The organism is Pseudomonas fluorescens Q2-87 (genome assembly GCF_000281895.1).
Taxonomy (GTDB): domain Bacteria; phylum Pseudomonadota; class Gammaproteobacteria; order Pseudomonadales; family Pseudomonadaceae; genus Aquipseudomonas; species Aquipseudomonas fluorescens_S.
On the sequence record NZ_CM001558.1, the window covers coordinates 5,631,908 to 5,647,950 of the forward strand.

Here is a 16,043-nt window from a genome sequence, read left to right on the forward strand (position 1 = left end):
TTGTGGCGAGGGAGCTTGCTCCCGCTCGGTTGCGCAGCAACCGCAAAAAAGCGAGGACTGCTGCGCAGCCCAGCGGGAGCAAGCTCCCTCGCCACAGTAGATCGCACATTTCGATTTTTGAATTCCAAGGCAAGCACATGAAGATTTCGAGACAAGCCTATGCCGACATGTTCGGCCCCACCGTCGGCGACAAGGTCCGCCTGGCCGATACCGAGCTGTGGATCGAAGTGGAAAAGGACTTCACCACCTACGGTGAAGAGGTGAAGTTCGGCGGCGGCAAGGTGATTCGCGATGGTATGGGCCAAGGCCAACTGCTGGCCGCCGAGGTCGTGGACACCCTGATCACCAACGCGCTGATCATTGATCACTGGGGCATCGTCAAGGCTGACGTCGGCCTCAAGGACGGGCGTATCGCGGCCATCGGCAAGGCCGGCAACCCGGACATCCAGCCCGACGTGACCATCGCCATCGGCGCCAGCACCGAAGTGATTGCCGGTGAAGGCATGATCCTCACGGCCGGAGGCATCGACACTCACATTCATTTCATCTGCCCGCAGCAGATTGAAGAGGCGCTGATGAGCGGCGTCACCACCATGATCGGTGGCGGTACGGGCCCGGCCACCGGGACCAACGCCACCACCTGCACTTCCGGGCCGTGGCACCTGGCGCGCATGCTCCAGGCCGCCGATGCGTTCCCGATGAACATTGGTTTCACTGGCAAGGGCAACGCCAGCCTGCCGGAGCCGTTGATCGAGCAGGTCAAGGCCGGGGCCATCGGCCTGAAGCTGCACGAAGACTGGGGCACCACCCCGGCGGCCATCGACAACTGCCTGAGCGTGGCAGACCAGTACGATGTGCAGGTGGCGATCCACACCGACACCCTCAACGAGTCCGGCTTCGTCGAAACCACCCTCGCAGCGTTCAAGGGCCGCACCATCCACACCTATCACACCGAAGGCGCGGGTGGCGGTCACGCACCGGACATCATCAAGGCCTGCGGCTTCGCCAATGTGCTGCCCAGCTCGACCAACCCGACCCGGCCGTTCACCCGCAACACCATCGACGAGCACCTGGACATGCTGATGGTCTGCCATCACCTGGACCCAAGCATCGCCGAGGACGTGGCGTTTGCTGAAAGCCGTATCCGTCGCGAGACCATCGCCGCCGAGGACATTCTCCACGACCTCGGCGCATTCTCGATGATCAGCTCCGACAGCCAGGCCATGGGCCGCGTCGGTGAAGTCATCACGCGTACCTGGCAGACCGCCGACAAGATGAAGAAACAACGCGGCGCCCTGCCCGGCGATGGCGAAGGCAACGACAACTTCCGCATCAAGCGCTACATCGCCAAGTACACGATCAACCCGGCGATCACCCATGGCATCAGCCATGAAGTGGGCTCCATCGAAGTGGGCAAGTGGGCTGATTTGGTGCTGTGGCGTCCGGCGTTCTTCGGCGTCAAGCCGACCCTGATCCTCAAGGGCGGCGCCATCGCGGCCAGCCTGATGGGCGACGCCAACGCCTCGATCCCGACGCCACAACCCGTGCACTACCGGCCAATGTTCGCCAGCTACGGCGGCTCGCGCCACGCCACCAGCCTGACCTTCATCAGCCAGGCCGCCGCCGAGGCGGGTCTACCGGAGCAATTAGGCTTGAAGAAAAAAATCGCCGTGGTCAAAGGTTGCCGCGATGTGCAAAAGACTGACCTGATCCACAACGACTACCTGCCGAGCATCGACGTTGATCCGCAGACGTATCAGGTCAAGGCTGATGGGGTGTTGCTGTGGTGTGAGCCGGCTGAGGTGTTGCCGATGGCGCAGCGGTATTTCTTGTTTTGATGAACAGTTGAATACCCGGCCAAACACATCACCCGTGGCGAGGGAGCTTGCTCCCGCTCGGTTGCGCAGCGACCGCCAAAAAGCGAGGGTCGCTGCGCAACCCAGCGGGAGCAAGCTCCCTCGCCACAGGGGGTATCTGCGGTTCAAGGTAAGTGTCTGACTCAGATCCGAGTCACTCCACCAACCGCCCCAACCGCTGCTTGAGCATGCGGTTTTCGGTACGCAGTTGCTGCACTTCCTCCAGCAGGTCCAGCGCCAGGGCGACGCCTTCCCATTCCAGCTCCAGTTCGCGTCGTAGCTTAGCCGCACGGCGGGCCAGGACCAGTTCGTAATCGGTGAAACGCCAATCCGTCGGGGCCGCGCCGTGGGGCTCGAGGATGCCATGGGCGACAATCTCAATCACGTGGACATCCTGCAACGCGGCGGCCTCGCAGAATTCAGTCAGAGTCAGTTCAATGATCGGGTTGTTCATGGTCTGTTCTCCCAATGCCTTAGCGGTCGAGTCTAGCCACAGGTGCTGTGTTCAACCGATCAGAAATTCTCCCGCGGATCGAACGCGGCTTTCTTCGCCAGTTCTGCCCACAGTGCCTTGACCGCTTCATCGTTGGCCTTGGGCATCACGGCCTTGAGCTGCACGAACAGGTAGCCGCGCTCGCCGGCCTTGTTGCGCAGGCCGTGGCCCTTGGCGCGCATGCGCTGGCCATTCTGGCTGCCGGCCGGGACCTTCAGGTTGATCTTGCCGGTGAGGGTCGGTACCGCCACTTCGGTGCCCAGCGCCAGTTCCCACGGGGCCAGCGGCAACGTGATGATCAAGTCCTGGCCTTCGACGTCGAACTTGGGGTGCGGCGCGAAACGAATGGTCAGGTACAAATCGCCATTGGCACCACCTCCGATACCTGGCGCTCCCTGGCCCTTGAGGCGGATACGTTCGCCGTCCGCCACACCGGCCGGAATCTTCACGTTCAGGCTTTTGCTGGTATTGCTCACGTGCTGGCCGGCCGCGTTGTACTGCGGCACCTGGAAGCTGACCTTTTTCGACTCGCTCGACAGGGTCTCTTCCAGGAAGATCGGTAATTCCATTTCCACGTCTTGCCCTCGACGGCCGGCGCTGCGCCCTGAATGTCCGCCACCGAAACCCGGTCCGCGATTACCAAAGATCGAACTGAAGAAGTCCGAGAAATCCCCCGTATCCTGGCCGCCACCAAAGCCGCCACGGCTCTGCCAGCCCGGCGGGCCCTGGAACGGCTGGCCGTGCTGGCCATAACGACGCAGGTCGTCGTACTCGGCGCGCTTGTCGGCGCTTTTCAGCGCTTCATAGGCTTCGGAGACGTCCTTGAACTTGGTCTCGGCGTCTTTTTCCTTGCTTACGTCCGGGTGGTATTTGCGCGCCAATTTGCGATAGGCGGCCTTGATCGTGGCGTCGTCCGCCGTCGGCTCCACCCCCAGAATCTTGTAATAGTCTTTGAAGTCCATCGAAGGATCACCATCCGTTATCGATATCGCACCGCCACCCGCAGCATGCTCGTGATACAAGTCCTGGAGTTTGACCGATCTCAAGGTTTGTGACCGGGCGGTGCAGCAGAAGTTTATCGGCAGCCGGTGGCGGTTCTTTGTACCCGCCCTGTGGCTACCAGGCTCATGCCAGCAAGTTTGGGGGTCTTGAGGCGTCTTTCAAGGCCAGCGTTTGCGAATTAGCAGATAACCGGCCTTCGAATCCGGGCCACACTGGCATACACTGCGCGGCCGTTTTTTCAACCGGAACCCGAAAGACATGAAAAACGCATCCCCGGCCCGTGCCTGCGGCATCGACTTTGGCACGTCCAACTCCACGGTCGGCTGGCTGCGCCCCGGCATGGAAACGCTGATCGCGCTGGAGGACGACAAGATCACCCTGCCCTCGGTGGTCTTTTTCAATCTCGAGGAACGCCGCCCGGTGTATGGCCGCCTGGCCCTGCACGAATACCTGGAAGGCTACGAAGGCCGGCTGATGCGTTCGCTCAAGAGCCTGCTGGGTTCCAAGCTGATCAAGCACGACACCAGCGTGTTGGGTACGGCGATGCCTTTCAAGGATCTGCTGGGCCTGTTCATCGGCCAACTGAAGAAGCGCGCCGAAGAAACCGCCGGTCGGGAGTTCGAAGAGGTGGTGCTGGGTCGCCCAGTGTTTTTCGTCGATGACGACGAACTCGCTGACCAGGAAGCGGAAAACACCCTGGTGGACGTCGCTCGCGCCATCGGCTTCAAGGACGTTTCGTTCCAGTACGAGCCCATCGCGGCGGCCTTCGACTACGAGTCGACCATCGAGAAAGAAGAGCTGGTGCTAATCGTCGACATCGGCGGTGGTACGTCGGACTTCTCCCTGGTGCGCCTGTCGCCCGAACGCCGCACCCACGACAACCGTCACGCCGATATCCTCGCCACCGGCGGCGTGCACATCGGCGGGACCGATTTCGACAAGCAACTGAGCTTGCAGGGCGTGATGCCACTGTTCGGCTATGGCAGCCGCATGAAAAGCGGCGCCTACATGCCCACCAGCCACCACATGAACCTGGCGACCTGGCACACCATCAACGCGGTGTACTCGCAAAAATCCACCCTGGCCCTGGGCAGCATGCGCTATGACATCGAGGACACCGGCGGCATCGACCGGTTGTTCCATCTGATCGAACAGCGCGCCGGGCATTGGCTGGCGATGGAAGTGGAAGAGACCAAGATCCAGCTGACCCACACCGACCAGCGTCACCTACCCCTGGACCGGATCGAGCCGGGATTGAGCGTGGACCTGAGCCGGGCGCTGTTTGAATCGGCCATCGGTGGATTGCTGGAGCGCGTGCGTGCCAGCGTCGCGCAACTGCTGGGCGATGCCAATGTGCGTGTCGATCAGGTCGATACGGTGTTCTTCACCGGCGGCTCCAGCGGCATCCCAGCACTGCGCAACAGCGTCTCGGCGATGCTGCCCCAGGCGCGGCATGTCGAAGGCAACATCTTCGGCAGCATTGGCAGTGGGTTGGCAATCGAGGCGATGAAGCGTTACGGCACCCAGGTCTGATCCAAGTTCTGCGGCGCGCCCATCGCGAGCAGGCTCGCGATGGCGTCAGAACAAGCGACGCCTATCCGATCAAACCATCCCCACCTGCTTCAACTCACTCTTGAGGTAGGCATAGTAAATCGGCCCCGCCACCACCCCCGGCAGGCCGAACGCGGCTTCGAATACCAGCATCGCCATGAGCAGCTCCCAGGACTTGGCGCTGATCTGCCCACCAACGATCCGAGCGTTGAGAAAGTATTCGAGCTTGTGGATCACGATCAGGTAAACCAGCGCCGCCACGGCGACCCAGATCGACAATGACAGCCCGACGATAGTGATCAGTGTGTTGGAGATCAGGTTGCCAATGACCGGCAACAGCCCCAGCAGGAAAGTCATCACGATCAACGTTTTGGTCAGCGGCAGCTTGATGCCGAACAGCGGCAGCACCACTGCCAGGAAGATCCCGGTGAAGAAGGTGTTGAGCATGGAAATCTTGATCTGGGCGAAGACGATGTTGCGAAACGCCTTGACCAACAGGTTCAGGCGATCGAACAGCGCAGCGGCCAGGGGCTTGCGCTTGGTCAGGTCGGGGATGCGCTGCAACGCGACGATGGCCCCCAGCACCATGCCGATCAGCAACGTCACGAACATATGGGCCGCGTCCTTGCCCACCAGCTGCAAATCGCTCAGGTGCTTGCTGATCCAGTCACCGATCGCCACCCGGAACTCGGCGGCGCTCGCCGGCAGGTAGGCATCGATGAACGGTGGCAATTGCCCGCGGGCGCGGTCGACCACGCCCATGAACTTGTCCAGGGAGGCGCCGGGATTTTCCGCTTCATGCAGCAGGAAACTGAAGGCGCCGGCGAAAATCAACGTCAGCACACTGACCACCAGCGTGCCCAGCAACGCCACCGCCAACCAGCGGGCACGCCGGCCTTCGATCAGGCGCTGCAATTGCGGGGTGAGCATGTTCACCAGCTCGAACACCAGCAACCCGGCCAACAGGCTCGGCAACAGGCGCAGCGGCAATACCAGCAGCAGCCCACCGAAAATGATGACCCAACTGATCACCAACAACACATGACGCTGAGAAAACGTTGGCATACAGCCTCAGAACGGAACGGCGTGAAAGGATTGGCAGTCTGCCAGCCTTCCACTGGCAGCACTAGGCATTGTATCGGCCGACTTTCGTCGGGGTTCAGGTATTTTTTCATCGGCTGTGGGAGCGCCATCGCGGGCCAGCTCGCTCCCACATTGGATTTGCCTGGCTCGCGACAGGATCCTCACAGGCTCAGGCAAACCCAGGCTTTCACTTCTTCTTCAGGCAATCGCTCATGAACGCCTTGCGGGCATCGCCTTTAAGCGCCTGGGTGGTCGCCGTCGCATTGCAGGTCTTCATGCGCTCCTGCGGCGTGCTCGGTGTGGCGGCCGTGGCGGCTGGAGTCGCCTTGAGGCAAGTACTCATGAAGGCTTTGCGCTCATCGCCCTTGAGGGCCTTGGTCGTGGCGTCGGCGTTGCAAGTGGTCATCTTGGTTTGCTGGGCCGTGGCGGCGAAGCCTTGGGAACAGAGCAGCAAACCGATCATCAACAAAGGCACACGCAGCATCTTCATGGTGTTTCTCCTGGTGGCCGCCCGAACGGAACGGCGATGAAATGCAGTGTAGACAAAGCCTGTTACACCTTCATCTGCTTCGATGCCTGATCTACCGCCTTCGCGAGCAAGCCCACTCCCACATTCGACCGGGGTTCCTCAGAAGGAATGCTGTCAACTGTGGGAGCGGGCTTGCTCGCGAAGAACGATAACGCGGTCTTGTTTGACGATCTAAACCCCCGCAGCCTTCAACCGCTCGGCATGCTCAACGAACAACCGGATCGGCTCGGCGCCCTTGCCCACCAACCCCAACGACTGGTTGACGATGTCGAAATGATCCAGCGGATACTCGTCGCCAATCACCGTGCCCAGGTGCGAGCTGTAGCGCCCCACCATGCCGTCGCATTGCCCCGCCTCGCGAACGAAGGTGCGGGCGAACAGGCGGCAACTGCGATTCGTGCCGTCGAACAGGTTGCGTCCCTTGTCGGTCTTGCCCGGCTGCAAGGTCCCGGACCAGGAGTAGTAACGTACACCGTTGACTTCCTCCGCCCCTTGTCCGCCCCAGGTGTCAGGCAATCCCTGGGTAAAACGCTGGTTGAACAGGGCCACCCCTGCCGTCGTGAGCGAAGCATGGGACGCATGGACATCCACTGGCAGCTTCGGCCCGCGATAGCCGGTATCCAACAGGCTCATCAGTGCATTGATCAATCGCAACGCGGCGCTGAGCAAACGGCCCTTGGCGCTGTCGGCCGGGTAGTGCGTTTGCAGATAGTCGGCCAGCTCCGAGCCGTGGTTGGGGCCGGCCACCGACGTGACCGACGCTATCAGGTCCGGGCGTTTGGCCGCAGCGTAGCGGGCGGTGAGACTCCCCTGGCTGTGGCCGATGAGGTTGACCTTTTGCGCACCGGTTTGTCGCAGGACTTCGTCGATCCGCGCCAGCAACTGCTCACCGCGCACCTCGGAAGAATGCAGCGGCGACACCTTCACCGCCACGACCACGGCCCCATCCCGGCGTAACGCCTCGACGATCCCATACCAGTACGGATACAACACCAGGCGAATGAACCCGAGCATTCCCGGGACCAATACAAGCGGGTAGCGAGTGGCGCAGCGTTGCGACATGGCGACATCCTTGTGATCAACAGGGGGTCAGCATCGGTAGCGATGATGACCAGTCTATGACACCCGCATCGCTTCAGCCTGCCCGTCTCGGTCAGTTGCCGCGCGCTACGCATTGAATCATCCAGTAAAACTTTTTCCGGATCGCATCACTCAGAACTAAAGCGATCACGCCAGCAGAGCGTGACGCCTCACCGGATCAGCCTACAGGAGAACGAGATGAGCGACATGCACCTGACCGACGTCACGACCCTGCGCGAACGTGCGCGCCAGAATGTCCAGAATGGCGCGGTCACCGAAGGCTATAACGCCGATCGACAGGAAATCATCCGCCTGCTGAACGAAGCGCTGGCCACCGAACTGGTCTGCACGCTGCGCTACAAACGCCACTACTTCATGGCCACCGGCCTCAAGGCCAGCGTCGCGGCCAGCGAATTTCTCGAACACGCGACCCAGGAAGCCGAACATGCCGACAGGCTGGCCGAGCGCATCGTGCAACTGGGCGGCGAGCCGGAGTTCAACCCCGACCTGTTGACCCGTCACTCCCATGCCCAGTACGTGGCGGGCAACACCCTGAAAGAGATGGTGTTCGAGGATCTGGTGGCCGAACGGATCGCCATCGACAGCTACCGAGAGATCATCCAGTACATCGGCGAAAAAGACCCGACCACCCGGCGCATCTTCGAGGACATCCTGGCCCAGGAAGAAGAGCATGCCGATGACATGGCCGACATCCTGGCCGATTTGTAATTGCCGGGGCCCCATCGCGAGCAAGCTCGCTCCCACATCGGATGAGGAATGATGCGATCCGGTGTGGAAGCGAGCTTGCTCGCGATAGGGTCAGTCGCCTTGGCGCAGATTACCGAGTTGGCTTGACGGTCACCGGTGCCTTGCCTGCCTTCATCTGCTCCAGCAACGGCGCGCACTGGTTCGGTTCGCCACCGCTGGGGGCCACCAGCGCCAGCAGCCCGGCTGCCGGCGCGGCGATCACGCCCAGCGCGACCATCCCGGCACCGCGTAGCATCAGCGGCACCGCCTTGATGCCGGCGGCAGGCTTGGCGAACGCGCCGCGCACATACAGCGGCGAGCGCAGGGAAATCAGCCGCCAGCCCTTGGATTCCGGGGTAATGGTCAGGTCCAACTGCTCGGTCGCCATGTTCGCCGTGCCATCGATGTAGATGATCGCGTTCTCGGTATCGAACACAAACAGGCGAGTGGTCGCCAGGCCTGTCTTGATGTCGAAGTCCGCTGCCGCGCAATTGATCTTCACTTCCTTGTCGCCAAAGACCTTTCCCACCACATAATTACCCACGTTCAGCCCCGCCAACTCCATCAGTTCGCGGCTGATGGCGCCGTCGTTGATGAGCATTTTCAGGGTGCCGTTGGAAGTGCCCAGCAGCGCCGCCACTGAATTACCACGGCCACTGATATCGGCGTCGCCGTTCAGCTCGCCAAAGCTGGTCTTCATCGGTTCGAAGCCGGGGAACAGTTGCTTGAGCTTGAAGCCCCGCGCGGTCAGCTTCGCCTGGCCTTCCAGCGGTTGGGCATGCCCATTGAGACGGATCTGCGCATCGAGACGGCCCCCGGCCACGCCGAAGCGCAGGGGTTCCAGGCTCAGTTGGCCATCGTTGAGCACCAGGTGCGTGTAGAGGTCGGTGAACGGCAATTGCGCGCTGTGGACGATGCGTTTGCCGGTGAACTCGACATCGGCATCCATCACGCTCCAGCGCTCGGTGCGAAACTCCTCCACCGGCAAGACCTTGTCGGCAGGCTGCTTGCTGGCGCCGCCCCGGTTCTTTTGCTCGGTGTTGGAATCGGCACCAATCAGCGGCGCCAGATCGCTGAACAGCAGTTGATTGGAGACCAGCGCGCCGCTGAGTTTTGGCCGGGGCTGGCTGGCGACATAGGCCAGGTCGCCATGGATATCGCTCTCACCGATCTTGCCGTTGAACGCCTCATAGCGAAACAGCGCCCCGCCGGGTTCGTGGAGCTTGGCGATCAGGCGGCCGTCGGTGGCATAGGGCGGCGAATCCGGCAGGGTCACGCCGGTCAGCGGATAGAGACCGGCGAGGCTGTTACCGGCCAGTTTCAAGCGCAGGTCGAGGGCGCCGAGGTTCGTTGGGTCGGTGAGGGTGCCGGCCAATTCGATGCGGGTATTACCGATCTTCGCCTGGGCCTGAAGCGGAAAGGGTCGTGAAGTATCCTGCAACGCCAGCAGGCCGCCGACCTTGCCGGATCCACCCAGGTCTTGCCCGTGATATTGGCCGTTGACCTTGAAGGCGAACGCATAGTCTTGCGGTGCCGCGCCCTGGTCCCGGGCTTTTTGGGCGGCCTTGTCACCAACAATGTCACTGAACGGAATGGGCTTGCCCAGCGGATCGACCACCAGGTCGAGGCGGGTCTTCAGCGCCTGGTCGTCCAAGGTGACGTGGCCTTTGTCAAAGCCAATGGCGCCGATGTCCACGACCCAACTGGACGGTTCGGCGTCCGGGTCTTTCGGGTCGAACTGGAAGGTCCAGTTGGCGCGTCCGTCGGCCAGGCGTTGCAGGTTCGCGTCGGGCTCCGTCAGGTCGATGCGCGGAATCACCACGCGCCGGGCCAGCAACGCCAAGGGGGAAATGCGTAACTCGACGCGCTTGAGGGTGACCATTTGCGCAGTTTTCGACCAATCCGGGTTGCCCAGGCTCAAGTCTTCGGCCACCACATGGGGCCACGGCAGCCAGGCTCGCCAGCCGCCTTCCTCCGGCTCGCGCTGCCAGATCACCGCCAGGTTGCCGTTGATGGCAAACGGGCGATGCAACTCCTCGGAAACCTTGGTGTTGAGCACGGGTTTGACGCGGTTCCAATCGAAAAACGCGATGATCAGCACCAGCACTGCCAGCAGGACAACAAGGCTGGCGAAGCTCCAGGCGAGGATTTTTGAGGTGCGCGTCATGCACAAGGCTCCTGATGACGAATCAGCGTCCAGACCGCGACGCTTTGAAGGCGAGCCTGTAATCGGCTCGTACGAATAGTAGGACTGGCGAAACGGCTGACAGGTTTAACACCAGACACGATGAACGGTCTGAAAAATGTCGAAATCCTGACCGATCCGCCAGCTTGTTGTTACCGCGCCCGCACATTTGCGAAGCGGCAGTGGGTACAAAATACCCATCACAGGGCAAAACCATACCTCCAGAAGGCCCGTTTTAGAGCCTTCCCTCAGAACAATCAATTCCGTTGATTATTACCATTGTCTTTATGAACTTTTATATCGACTTATCGAGAGTAGCATTGCCTCCGTACCCACTTTATCGCCCTCCCAAGGAGCAACGATCATGAAACGCCAATTACTGATGAGCCTTTCCCTTTCACTGCTGGCCTCTACTGCCTTCGCCCTGCCAGCTTCCGAACAAGCGATCCCACAGGTCAAGGACAGCCATTCTGCCTACAGCCAGACTGTTGCTGAAGGTGGCCGTGACAGGCTGAAAGAAAAAGGCTTGGTAGAAGGTGGTTCCGACCGCACGCCACAAGGCCAGACCCTGGCAGCCGACGGCTCCGAACGCACCCCACAAGGCCAGACTCTGGCAGCTGACGGTTCCGACCGCACCCCACAAGGCCAGACCCTTGCCGAAGGTGGTTCTGACCGCACGCCTCTGGGTGAAGCCCTGGCAGCTGACGGTGGTGACCGCGTGATCGAACGCAACAGCGCAGTGAGCTGAGCCCATGGTGGCCATGAAAAAAGCCCGATTCCTGCAATCGGGCTTTTCTTTTCAAGCGCTTCGTTTCCCCGCCTGACCCCCTTCTACCGTTCGACGCCGGCAAAGCCGATTTGCTAAAGTGCATCGCTCTCGTGAATCAGAAGTCAGCCTTTGCGATGCTGCCCCGCGCCGAACAGAAACAACAAACCCGAATTGCCCTGATGGATGCAGCCCGTCATTTGATGGAATGCGGCCGAGGGTTCGGCAGCTTGAGCCTGCGCGAAGTCGCCAGGACGGCGGGCATAGTGCCCACGGGTTTCTATCGGCACTTCGACGACATGGACCAACTGGGCCTGGCCCTGGTCAGCGAAGTCGGCCAGACCTTCCGCGAAACCATCCGCCTGGTGCGCCACAATGAATTCGTCATGGGCGGCATTATCGATGCGTCGGTGCGCATCTTTCTCGATGTGGTGCAAGCCAACCGCTCACAATTCCTGTTCCTGGCCCGCGAGCAATACGGCGGCTCCTTGCCGGTGCGCCAGGCCATCGCCCGGCTGCGTGAAGGTATCAGCTCCGACCTGGCCGCCGACCTGGCCTTGATGCCCAAGCTGCAACACCTGGACCTGGCTGCGTTGAGCGTGATAGCCGACCTCATCGTCAAGAGCGTATTCGCCACGCTGCCCGACATTATCGACCCACCCGCCCAAGCCCCACCGGAACACCTCACGCCGCAAATGAAGATTACCCAGCAATTGCGCTTCATCTTCATTGGCCTCAAGCATTGGCAAGGGTTGGGTAGCACGGAATAACCCTTCCATTGTGGGAACGAGCTTGCTCCCGCAGGTTTTTCAACAGACACAAAACAGTGCGCAGCGTTGTGACGCGCACCAAAGTGGGACGCGACATCTCACTTCTGCTAAACACTTTTCACAGCATTCCCACCGCTATTCCTACATCCCCTTCGATTGGCAAGCCCCTTGCTCTAAACACAGCACCGTTTATTGCTGGAAGCACTCCGATGCTGGTGATTCATCGCAGAATCGACACTCAACCCCGCTGGGACGCCGAGCTGCACCTGACCTTCGACGCCCGCAGCAAAAGCCGCCTGCGCTGTTTCAGTGCCGAAGGTGAAGACGTGGGGTTGTTTCTGGAGCGAGGCCAACCCCCCTTGCATGACGGCGAATGCCTGCAGGCCGAAGACGGTCGCATCGTGCGTATCTGCGCCCGCCCCGAACAATTGCTGCATGTCACCTGCACCAATGCTTTCGAACTGACTCGCGCCGCCTATCACCTGGGCAATCGCCACGTCGCCCTGCAAGTGGGCGATGGCTGGTTGCGCCTGCTGGACGACTACGTGCTCAAGGCCATGCTCGAACAACTGGGCGCCCGCGCCGAATCCATCGAAGCCCCGTTCCAACCAGAACACGGCGCTTATGGCGGGGGGCACCACCATTCCCGGCACGGCGAGGAAGCTTTCAACTATGCGCCGCGCCTGCATCAATTCGGCGTGCGCACATGAACCCGGCCTGGGCGCTGCTGCGCCTGGCCAGCCCGCAGTTGCCGATTGGCGGCTACAGCTATTCCCAAGGGCTGGAAATGGCGGTGGACAACGGCCAGGTGAAAAATCCCGACGACGCGCGGCGCTGGATCAGCGATCAACTCCTGCTGAACCTGGCACGCTTCGAAGCGCCCCTGCTATTGGCCCATTGCAGCGCCGCCGCCTCGGACGACTGGGACGCCCTGCTACAACATTGCGAAGCACATCGCGCCAGCAGGGAAACCCGCGAGCTGTACCAGGAGAGCCGGCAGATGGGCTATTCGTTGCAGCAATTACTCGCTGGCCTGCCGGAACTCGACAGCGCCGCACGGGAATTTCTCACCGAGCGCAGCGAACCGCACTTGGCCCTGGGCTGGGCCCTGGCCGCCCGCGCCTGGCACATCGCGCCTCAGGATGCCCTCGCCGCCTGGCTATGGAGTTGGCTGGAAAATCAATTGGCGGTGCTGATGAAAACCCTGCCCCTGGGCCAGCAAGCCGCCCAGCGCCTGACCAGCGAACTGCTGCCGCTGCTGCAACAGGCCCAGCACAACGCCTCGAATATCGACCCCGATCATCACGGCAGCGCCGCGTTTGGCCTGTCCTTGGCGTGCATGGCCCATGAGCGCCAGTACAGCCGTCTGTTCCGTTCCTAGGAGACACACATGAATACACAACCTTTGCGCGTCGGTATTGGGGGCCCGGTGGGCTCCGGCAAGACCGCCCTGACCCTGGCCCTGTGCCTGGCCCTGCGCGAGCGCTACAACCTGGCGGTGGTCACCAATGACATCTACACCCGCGAAGATGCCGACTTCCTCGTGCGCAACGAGGCCCTGGCGCCGGAGCGGATCATCGGCGTGGAAACCGGCGGCTGCCCACACACCGCGATTCGCGAAGACGCCTCCATAAACCTTGAGGCGGTGGACCAGTTGAACCGGCGTTTCCCGGGGCTCGACCTGATCCTGGTGGAGTCGGGTGGCGACAACCTCTCCGCGACCTTCAGCCCGGAGCTGTCGGACCTGACCCTCTATGTGATCGACGTCTCGGCCGGTGACAAGCTGCCGCGCAAGGGCGGGCCGGGCATCTGCAAATCCGACCTGCTGGTAATCAACAAGATCGACCTGGCGCCGCTGGTGGGCGCGTCCCTGGAACTGATGGACAGCGACACCCGGCGGATGCGCAACGGCAAGCCCTTCGTATTCAGCAACCAGAAGACCGGCCAGGGCCTGGAGGAGATCATCGCCTTCATCGAGCGTCAGGGCCTGCTGACTGCTGCCTGACTTTTCTGACTTTCAACAAGGAAGCTTATCCAATGACATCTAAACGCATCCTCGGCGTGCTCGCCCTGCTGCTGGCCCCGGCTGTAGCCTTCGCCCACCCCGGTCATGGTGACAATGGCTTGATCGCCGGCCTCGGTCACCCTATCGGCGGGCTCGATCATTTGCTGGCAATGCTGGCGGTCGGCTTGTGGGCTGCGCAACAGCAAGGCGCGGCACGTTGGGCGCTGCCGTGCACCTTCGTCGGTACGATGTTGCTCGGCGGCTTGCTGGGTTTCGAAGGCCTGGACCTGCCCGCACTGGAAAGCGGAATCGCCGCCTCGGTATTGGCCCTGGGGCTGGCGGTGGCGCTGGCGGTGCGTCCGCCCTTGAGCCTGGCGGTTGGCGCGACGGCATTGTTTGCGCTGTTCCATGGCGTGGCCCATGGCCTGGAACTGCCGGACATGTCGAGTCCGTGGGCTTATGCGGCCGGGTTTGTCGCGGCCACGGCGGCGCTGCATGGTGCCGGTTTTGCGCTGGTGCGTGTGCTGCCACGAGCGGCGGCGCCGTTGGTGCGGTTGGCCGGGGCGGCTTCGGCGGCGGCTGGGGTGTGGTTGTTGGCGGGTTGATTCTTTAGCGCCTTCAATGACCCCTTCGCGAGCAAGCCCGCTCCCACAGTTTGATTGATCCCTGTGGGAACGGGCTTGCTCGCGAAGGCGGCCCGTCAGCCGCCCCATCTCCCCAGGCCTGCCACTCTGCTACCATGTCGCGCAATCGCCCCCAGCCGTGACGACGTCCGCCAATGCCTGATGCTTCCCGCCCCGCCCCCCAGCCAGAATTGACCGCCCTGTTCGCAGCGGTGCGCCAGCATTTTCACGACGTGATCGTGCCGATGTGGCAAGGCCCGGGCTGGAACACCGAACTGGCGTTGCCTTATGAGTCCCTGGATGCCGGACATACGCCACTGCCGCCCCAGCGCTACCGCGCCATGGCCTGCGCCCGGCAGTTGTACGTTTTCGCCAGCCTGATCGGCCAAGTGCCTCAGGCCGAAGAGCGGGCCAGCGCTTTGTTCCGTTCGTTGCAGCGGCATTTTCACGATGCCGAACACGGCGGTTGGTTCTACAGCATCGACCCTCAAGGCGCACCGCTGGACACCGGCAAGGACCTCTATACCCACGCCTTCATCCTGTTCGCCTGCGCCCATTATTGGGAGAAGGTCCGCGAACCGCTGGTGGAATCGGTGCTCAATGCTGCCTTGGAAGTCATCGCCCGACGCTTTGCCACGGGCGATGGCCTCTATGAAGCCAGCCTCAAGCGCGATTGGTCGACGCTCGGATCCGGCCCGCTGCAGAACCCTTTGATGCACCTGGCCGAAGCCTTCCTCGCCACCCTCTCGGTGCGCGAAGACGCCCACGTCCGCCAGGCGCTGTTGAGCCTGTGCGACGGCATGTTCCAGCGCTTCATCGACCCGCAGCGCGGCGTCATGCTGGAGAAACCACTCAAGGCTGTGGATAACTGGTTCGAACCGGGGCACCAGTTCGAGTGGTACTTCCTGCTGGCGAGCTCCCCCCTGCTGCGCAACGGCAAGTTGCACACGGCGCTGGAGCGAAGCTTCGGTTATACCGAGCAACAGGGCGTAGCCCCGCAGTCCGGCGCGGTGTGCGCCATGCGGGTCCTGGAACCGCAGGCAGCCCCACGGGACGCGACCCAGCGCATCTGGGCCCAGGCCGAGTACCTGCGGGCGCTGACCTTGCGCCCAGGGAGTGAGCAGCTCTTGCTGCGCCAGTTGCAGGCGCTGCAGCAACATTTCCTGCACGACAAAGGCTGGAACGAATGCCTGGACGCCGAAGGCACCGTCAGCCGTCGGGACATGCCATCCACCACGCCGTATCACCTGCTGACTTGCTACCGCGGGCTGGCCGATTATGTGGCGAGGGAGCTTGCTCCCGCTGGGTCGCGCAGCGGCCCCCAAAGCTAGCGACTGCTTCGCAGCCGAACGG

Annotated in this window: 16 protein-coding genes; 10 read left to right on the plus strand and 6 right to left on the minus strand. The window is 62.0% G+C overall.

The window, feature by feature from the left end:
- Positions 1-137: 137 nt before the first annotated feature.
- On the plus strand, positions 138-1,838 hold the full coding sequence (ureC, locus tag PFLQ2_RS02990) for an urease subunit alpha (RefSeq protein WP_003186309.1): 1,701 nt from the start codon (positions 138-140) through the stop codon (positions 1,836-1,838).
- A 172-nt stretch (positions 1,839-2,010) separates the two neighbouring features.
- Here the strand turns inward: ureC and PFLQ2_RS02985 are convergent, their stop codons facing one another.
- Positions 2,011-2,310, minus strand: coding sequence for a chaperone modulator CbpM (locus PFLQ2_RS02985; RefSeq protein WP_003186311.1), 300 nt, complete (start codon positions 2,308-2,310; stop codon positions 2,011-2,013).
- A 59-nt stretch (positions 2,311-2,369) separates the two neighbouring features.
- On the minus strand, positions 2,370-3,311 hold the full coding sequence (locus PFLQ2_RS02980; protein ID WP_003186315.1) for a DnaJ C-terminal domain-containing protein: 942 nt from the start codon (positions 3,309-3,311) through the stop codon (positions 2,370-2,372).
- Positions 3,312-3,609: 298 nt separating this feature from the next.
- Between PFLQ2_RS02980 and PFLQ2_RS02975 the strand changes: the two genes are divergently transcribed.
- Positions 3,610-4,884 (plus strand): Hsp70 family protein, encoded by a 1,275-nt coding sequence (locus tag PFLQ2_RS02975; protein ID WP_003186316.1) that lies wholly within the window; start codon positions 3,610-3,612, stop codon positions 4,882-4,884.
- Between the two features lie 69 nt (positions 4,885-4,953).
- Here PFLQ2_RS02975 and PFLQ2_RS02970 read toward each other — a convergent pair whose 3' ends face one another.
- From PFLQ2_RS02970 to PFLQ2_RS02960, 3 genes are all read right to left on the minus strand, one after another.
- On the minus strand, positions 4,954-5,967 hold the full coding sequence (locus PFLQ2_RS02970; RefSeq protein ID WP_003186318.1) for an AI-2E family transporter: 1,014 nt from the start codon (positions 5,965-5,967) through the stop codon (positions 4,954-4,956).
- Between the two features lie 205 nt (positions 5,968-6,172).
- Positions 6,173-6,475 (minus strand): PsiF family protein, encoded by a 303-nt coding sequence (locus PFLQ2_RS02965; RefSeq protein ID WP_003186321.1) that lies wholly within the window; start codon positions 6,473-6,475, stop codon positions 6,173-6,175.
- Between the two features lie 210 nt (positions 6,476-6,685).
- Positions 6,686-7,576, minus strand: a complete 891-nt coding sequence (locus PFLQ2_RS02960; RefSeq protein WP_003186324.1) for an esterase/lipase family protein — start codon at positions 7,574-7,576, stop codon at positions 6,686-6,688.
- A 216-nt stretch (positions 7,577-7,792) separates the two neighbouring features.
- Here PFLQ2_RS02960 and PFLQ2_RS02955 point away from each other — a divergent pair, with 216 nt between their 5' ends.
- Positions 7,793-8,323 (plus strand): ferritin-like domain-containing protein, encoded by a 531-nt coding sequence (locus PFLQ2_RS02955; RefSeq protein ID WP_003186325.1) that lies wholly within the window; start codon positions 7,793-7,795, stop codon positions 8,321-8,323.
- Positions 8,324-8,432: 109 nt separating this feature from the next.
- On the opposite strand, the gene PFLQ2_RS02950 is transcribed toward PFLQ2_RS02955, so the two are convergent.
- Positions 8,433-10,508 (minus strand): AsmA family protein, encoded by a 2,076-nt coding sequence (locus PFLQ2_RS02950; RefSeq protein ID WP_003186329.1) that lies wholly within the window; start codon positions 10,506-10,508, stop codon positions 8,433-8,435.
- A 382-nt stretch (positions 10,509-10,890) separates the two neighbouring features.
- On the opposite strand from PFLQ2_RS02950, the gene PFLQ2_RS02945 reads away from it, so the two are divergent.
- The 7 genes from PFLQ2_RS02945 to PFLQ2_RS02915 all read left to right on the plus strand — a co-directional run bounded on the left by PFLQ2_RS02945 (position 10,891) and on the right by PFLQ2_RS02915 (position 16,021).
- Positions 10,891-11,274: a hypothetical protein gene (locus PFLQ2_RS02945; RefSeq protein ID WP_003186331.1), complete on the plus strand. Its 384-nt coding sequence runs from the start codon at positions 10,891-10,893 to the stop codon at positions 11,272-11,274.
- Between the two features lie 155 nt (positions 11,275-11,429).
- Positions 11,430-12,062, plus strand: a complete 633-nt coding sequence (locus tag PFLQ2_RS02940; RefSeq protein ID WP_003186334.1) for a TetR family transcriptional regulator — start codon at positions 11,430-11,432, stop codon at positions 12,060-12,062.
- A 209-nt stretch (positions 12,063-12,271) separates the two neighbouring features.
- Complete coding sequence (gene ureE / locus PFLQ2_RS02935) at positions 12,272-12,772, plus strand: urease accessory protein UreE (RefSeq protein WP_003186336.1); 501 nt, start codon at positions 12,272-12,274, stop codon at positions 12,770-12,772.
- Positions 12,769-13,443: an urease accessory protein UreF gene (locus PFLQ2_RS02930; RefSeq protein WP_003186338.1), complete on the plus strand. Its 675-nt coding sequence runs from the start codon at positions 12,769-12,771 to the stop codon at positions 13,441-13,443. Before ureE ends, PFLQ2_RS02930 begins: the two co-directional genes overlap by 4 nt.
- A gap of 9 nt (positions 13,444-13,452) precedes the next feature.
- Positions 13,453-14,067, plus strand: coding sequence for an urease accessory protein UreG (gene ureG, locus PFLQ2_RS02925; protein WP_003186339.1), 615 nt, complete (start codon positions 13,453-13,455; stop codon positions 14,065-14,067).
- 32 nt (positions 14,068-14,099) lie between these two features.
- A complete protein-coding gene (locus PFLQ2_RS02920; protein ID WP_003186341.1) occupies positions 14,100-14,672 on the plus strand; it encodes a HupE/UreJ family protein in 573 nt (190 codons plus the stop codon).
- A 173-nt stretch (positions 14,673-14,845) separates the two neighbouring features.
- Positions 14,846-16,021, plus strand: a complete 1,176-nt coding sequence (locus tag PFLQ2_RS02915) for an AGE family epimerase/isomerase (protein ID WP_003186344.1) — start codon at positions 14,846-14,848, stop codon at positions 16,019-16,021.
- The last annotated feature ends 22 nt before the right edge of the window (positions 16,022-16,043 follow it).

Bases quoted from the DNA above. Each gene is read 5' to 3' on its own strand.
- ureC (WP_003186309.1), top strand. From the start codon at position 138: ATGAAGATTTCGAGACAAGCCTATGCCGACATGTTCGGCCCCACCGTC.
- PFLQ2_RS02985 (WP_003186311.1), bottom strand. From the start codon at position 2,310: ATGAACAACCCGATCATTGAACTGACTCTGACTGAATTCTGCGAGGCC.
- PFLQ2_RS02980 (WP_003186315.1), bottom strand. From the start codon at position 3,311: ATGGACTTCAAAGACTATTACAAGATTCTGGGGGTGGAGCCGACGGCG.
- PFLQ2_RS02975 (WP_003186316.1), top strand. From the start codon at position 3,610: ATGAAAAACGCATCCCCGGCCCGTGCCTGCGGCATCGACTTTGGCACG.
- PFLQ2_RS02970 (WP_003186318.1), bottom strand. From the start codon at position 5,967: ATGCCAACGTTTTCTCAGCGTCATGTGTTGTTGGTGATCAGTTGGGTC.
- PFLQ2_RS02965 (WP_003186321.1), bottom strand. From the start codon at position 6,475: ATGAAGATGCTGCGTGTGCCTTTGTTGATGATCGGTTTGCTGCTCTGT.
- PFLQ2_RS02960 (WP_003186324.1), bottom strand. From the start codon at position 7,576: ATGTCGCAACGCTGCGCCACTCGCTACCCGCTTGTATTGGTCCCGGGA.
- PFLQ2_RS02955 (WP_003186325.1), top strand. From the start codon at position 7,793: ATGAGCGACATGCACCTGACCGACGTCACGACCCTGCGCGAACGTGCG.
- PFLQ2_RS02950 (WP_003186329.1), bottom strand. From the start codon at position 10,508: ATGACGCGCACCTCAAAAATCCTCGCCTGGAGCTTCGCCAGCCTTGTT.
- PFLQ2_RS02945 (WP_003186331.1), top strand. From the start codon at position 10,891: ATGAAACGCCAATTACTGATGAGCCTTTCCCTTTCACTGCTGGCCTCT.
- PFLQ2_RS02940 (WP_003186334.1), top strand. From the start codon at position 11,430: ATGCTGCCCCGCGCCGAACAGAAACAACAAACCCGAATTGCCCTGATG.
- ureE (WP_003186336.1), top strand. From the start codon at position 12,272: ATGCTGGTGATTCATCGCAGAATCGACACTCAACCCCGCTGGGACGCC.
- PFLQ2_RS02930 (WP_003186338.1), top strand. From the start codon at position 12,769: ATGAACCCGGCCTGGGCGCTGCTGCGCCTGGCCAGCCCGCAGTTGCCG.
- ureG (WP_003186339.1), top strand. From the start codon at position 13,453: ATGAATACACAACCTTTGCGCGTCGGTATTGGGGGCCCGGTGGGCTCC.
- PFLQ2_RS02920 (WP_003186341.1), top strand. From the start codon at position 14,100: ATGACATCTAAACGCATCCTCGGCGTGCTCGCCCTGCTGCTGGCCCCG.
- PFLQ2_RS02915 (WP_003186344.1), top strand. From the start codon at position 14,846: ATGCCTGATGCTTCCCGCCCCGCCCCCCAGCCAGAATTGACCGCCCTG.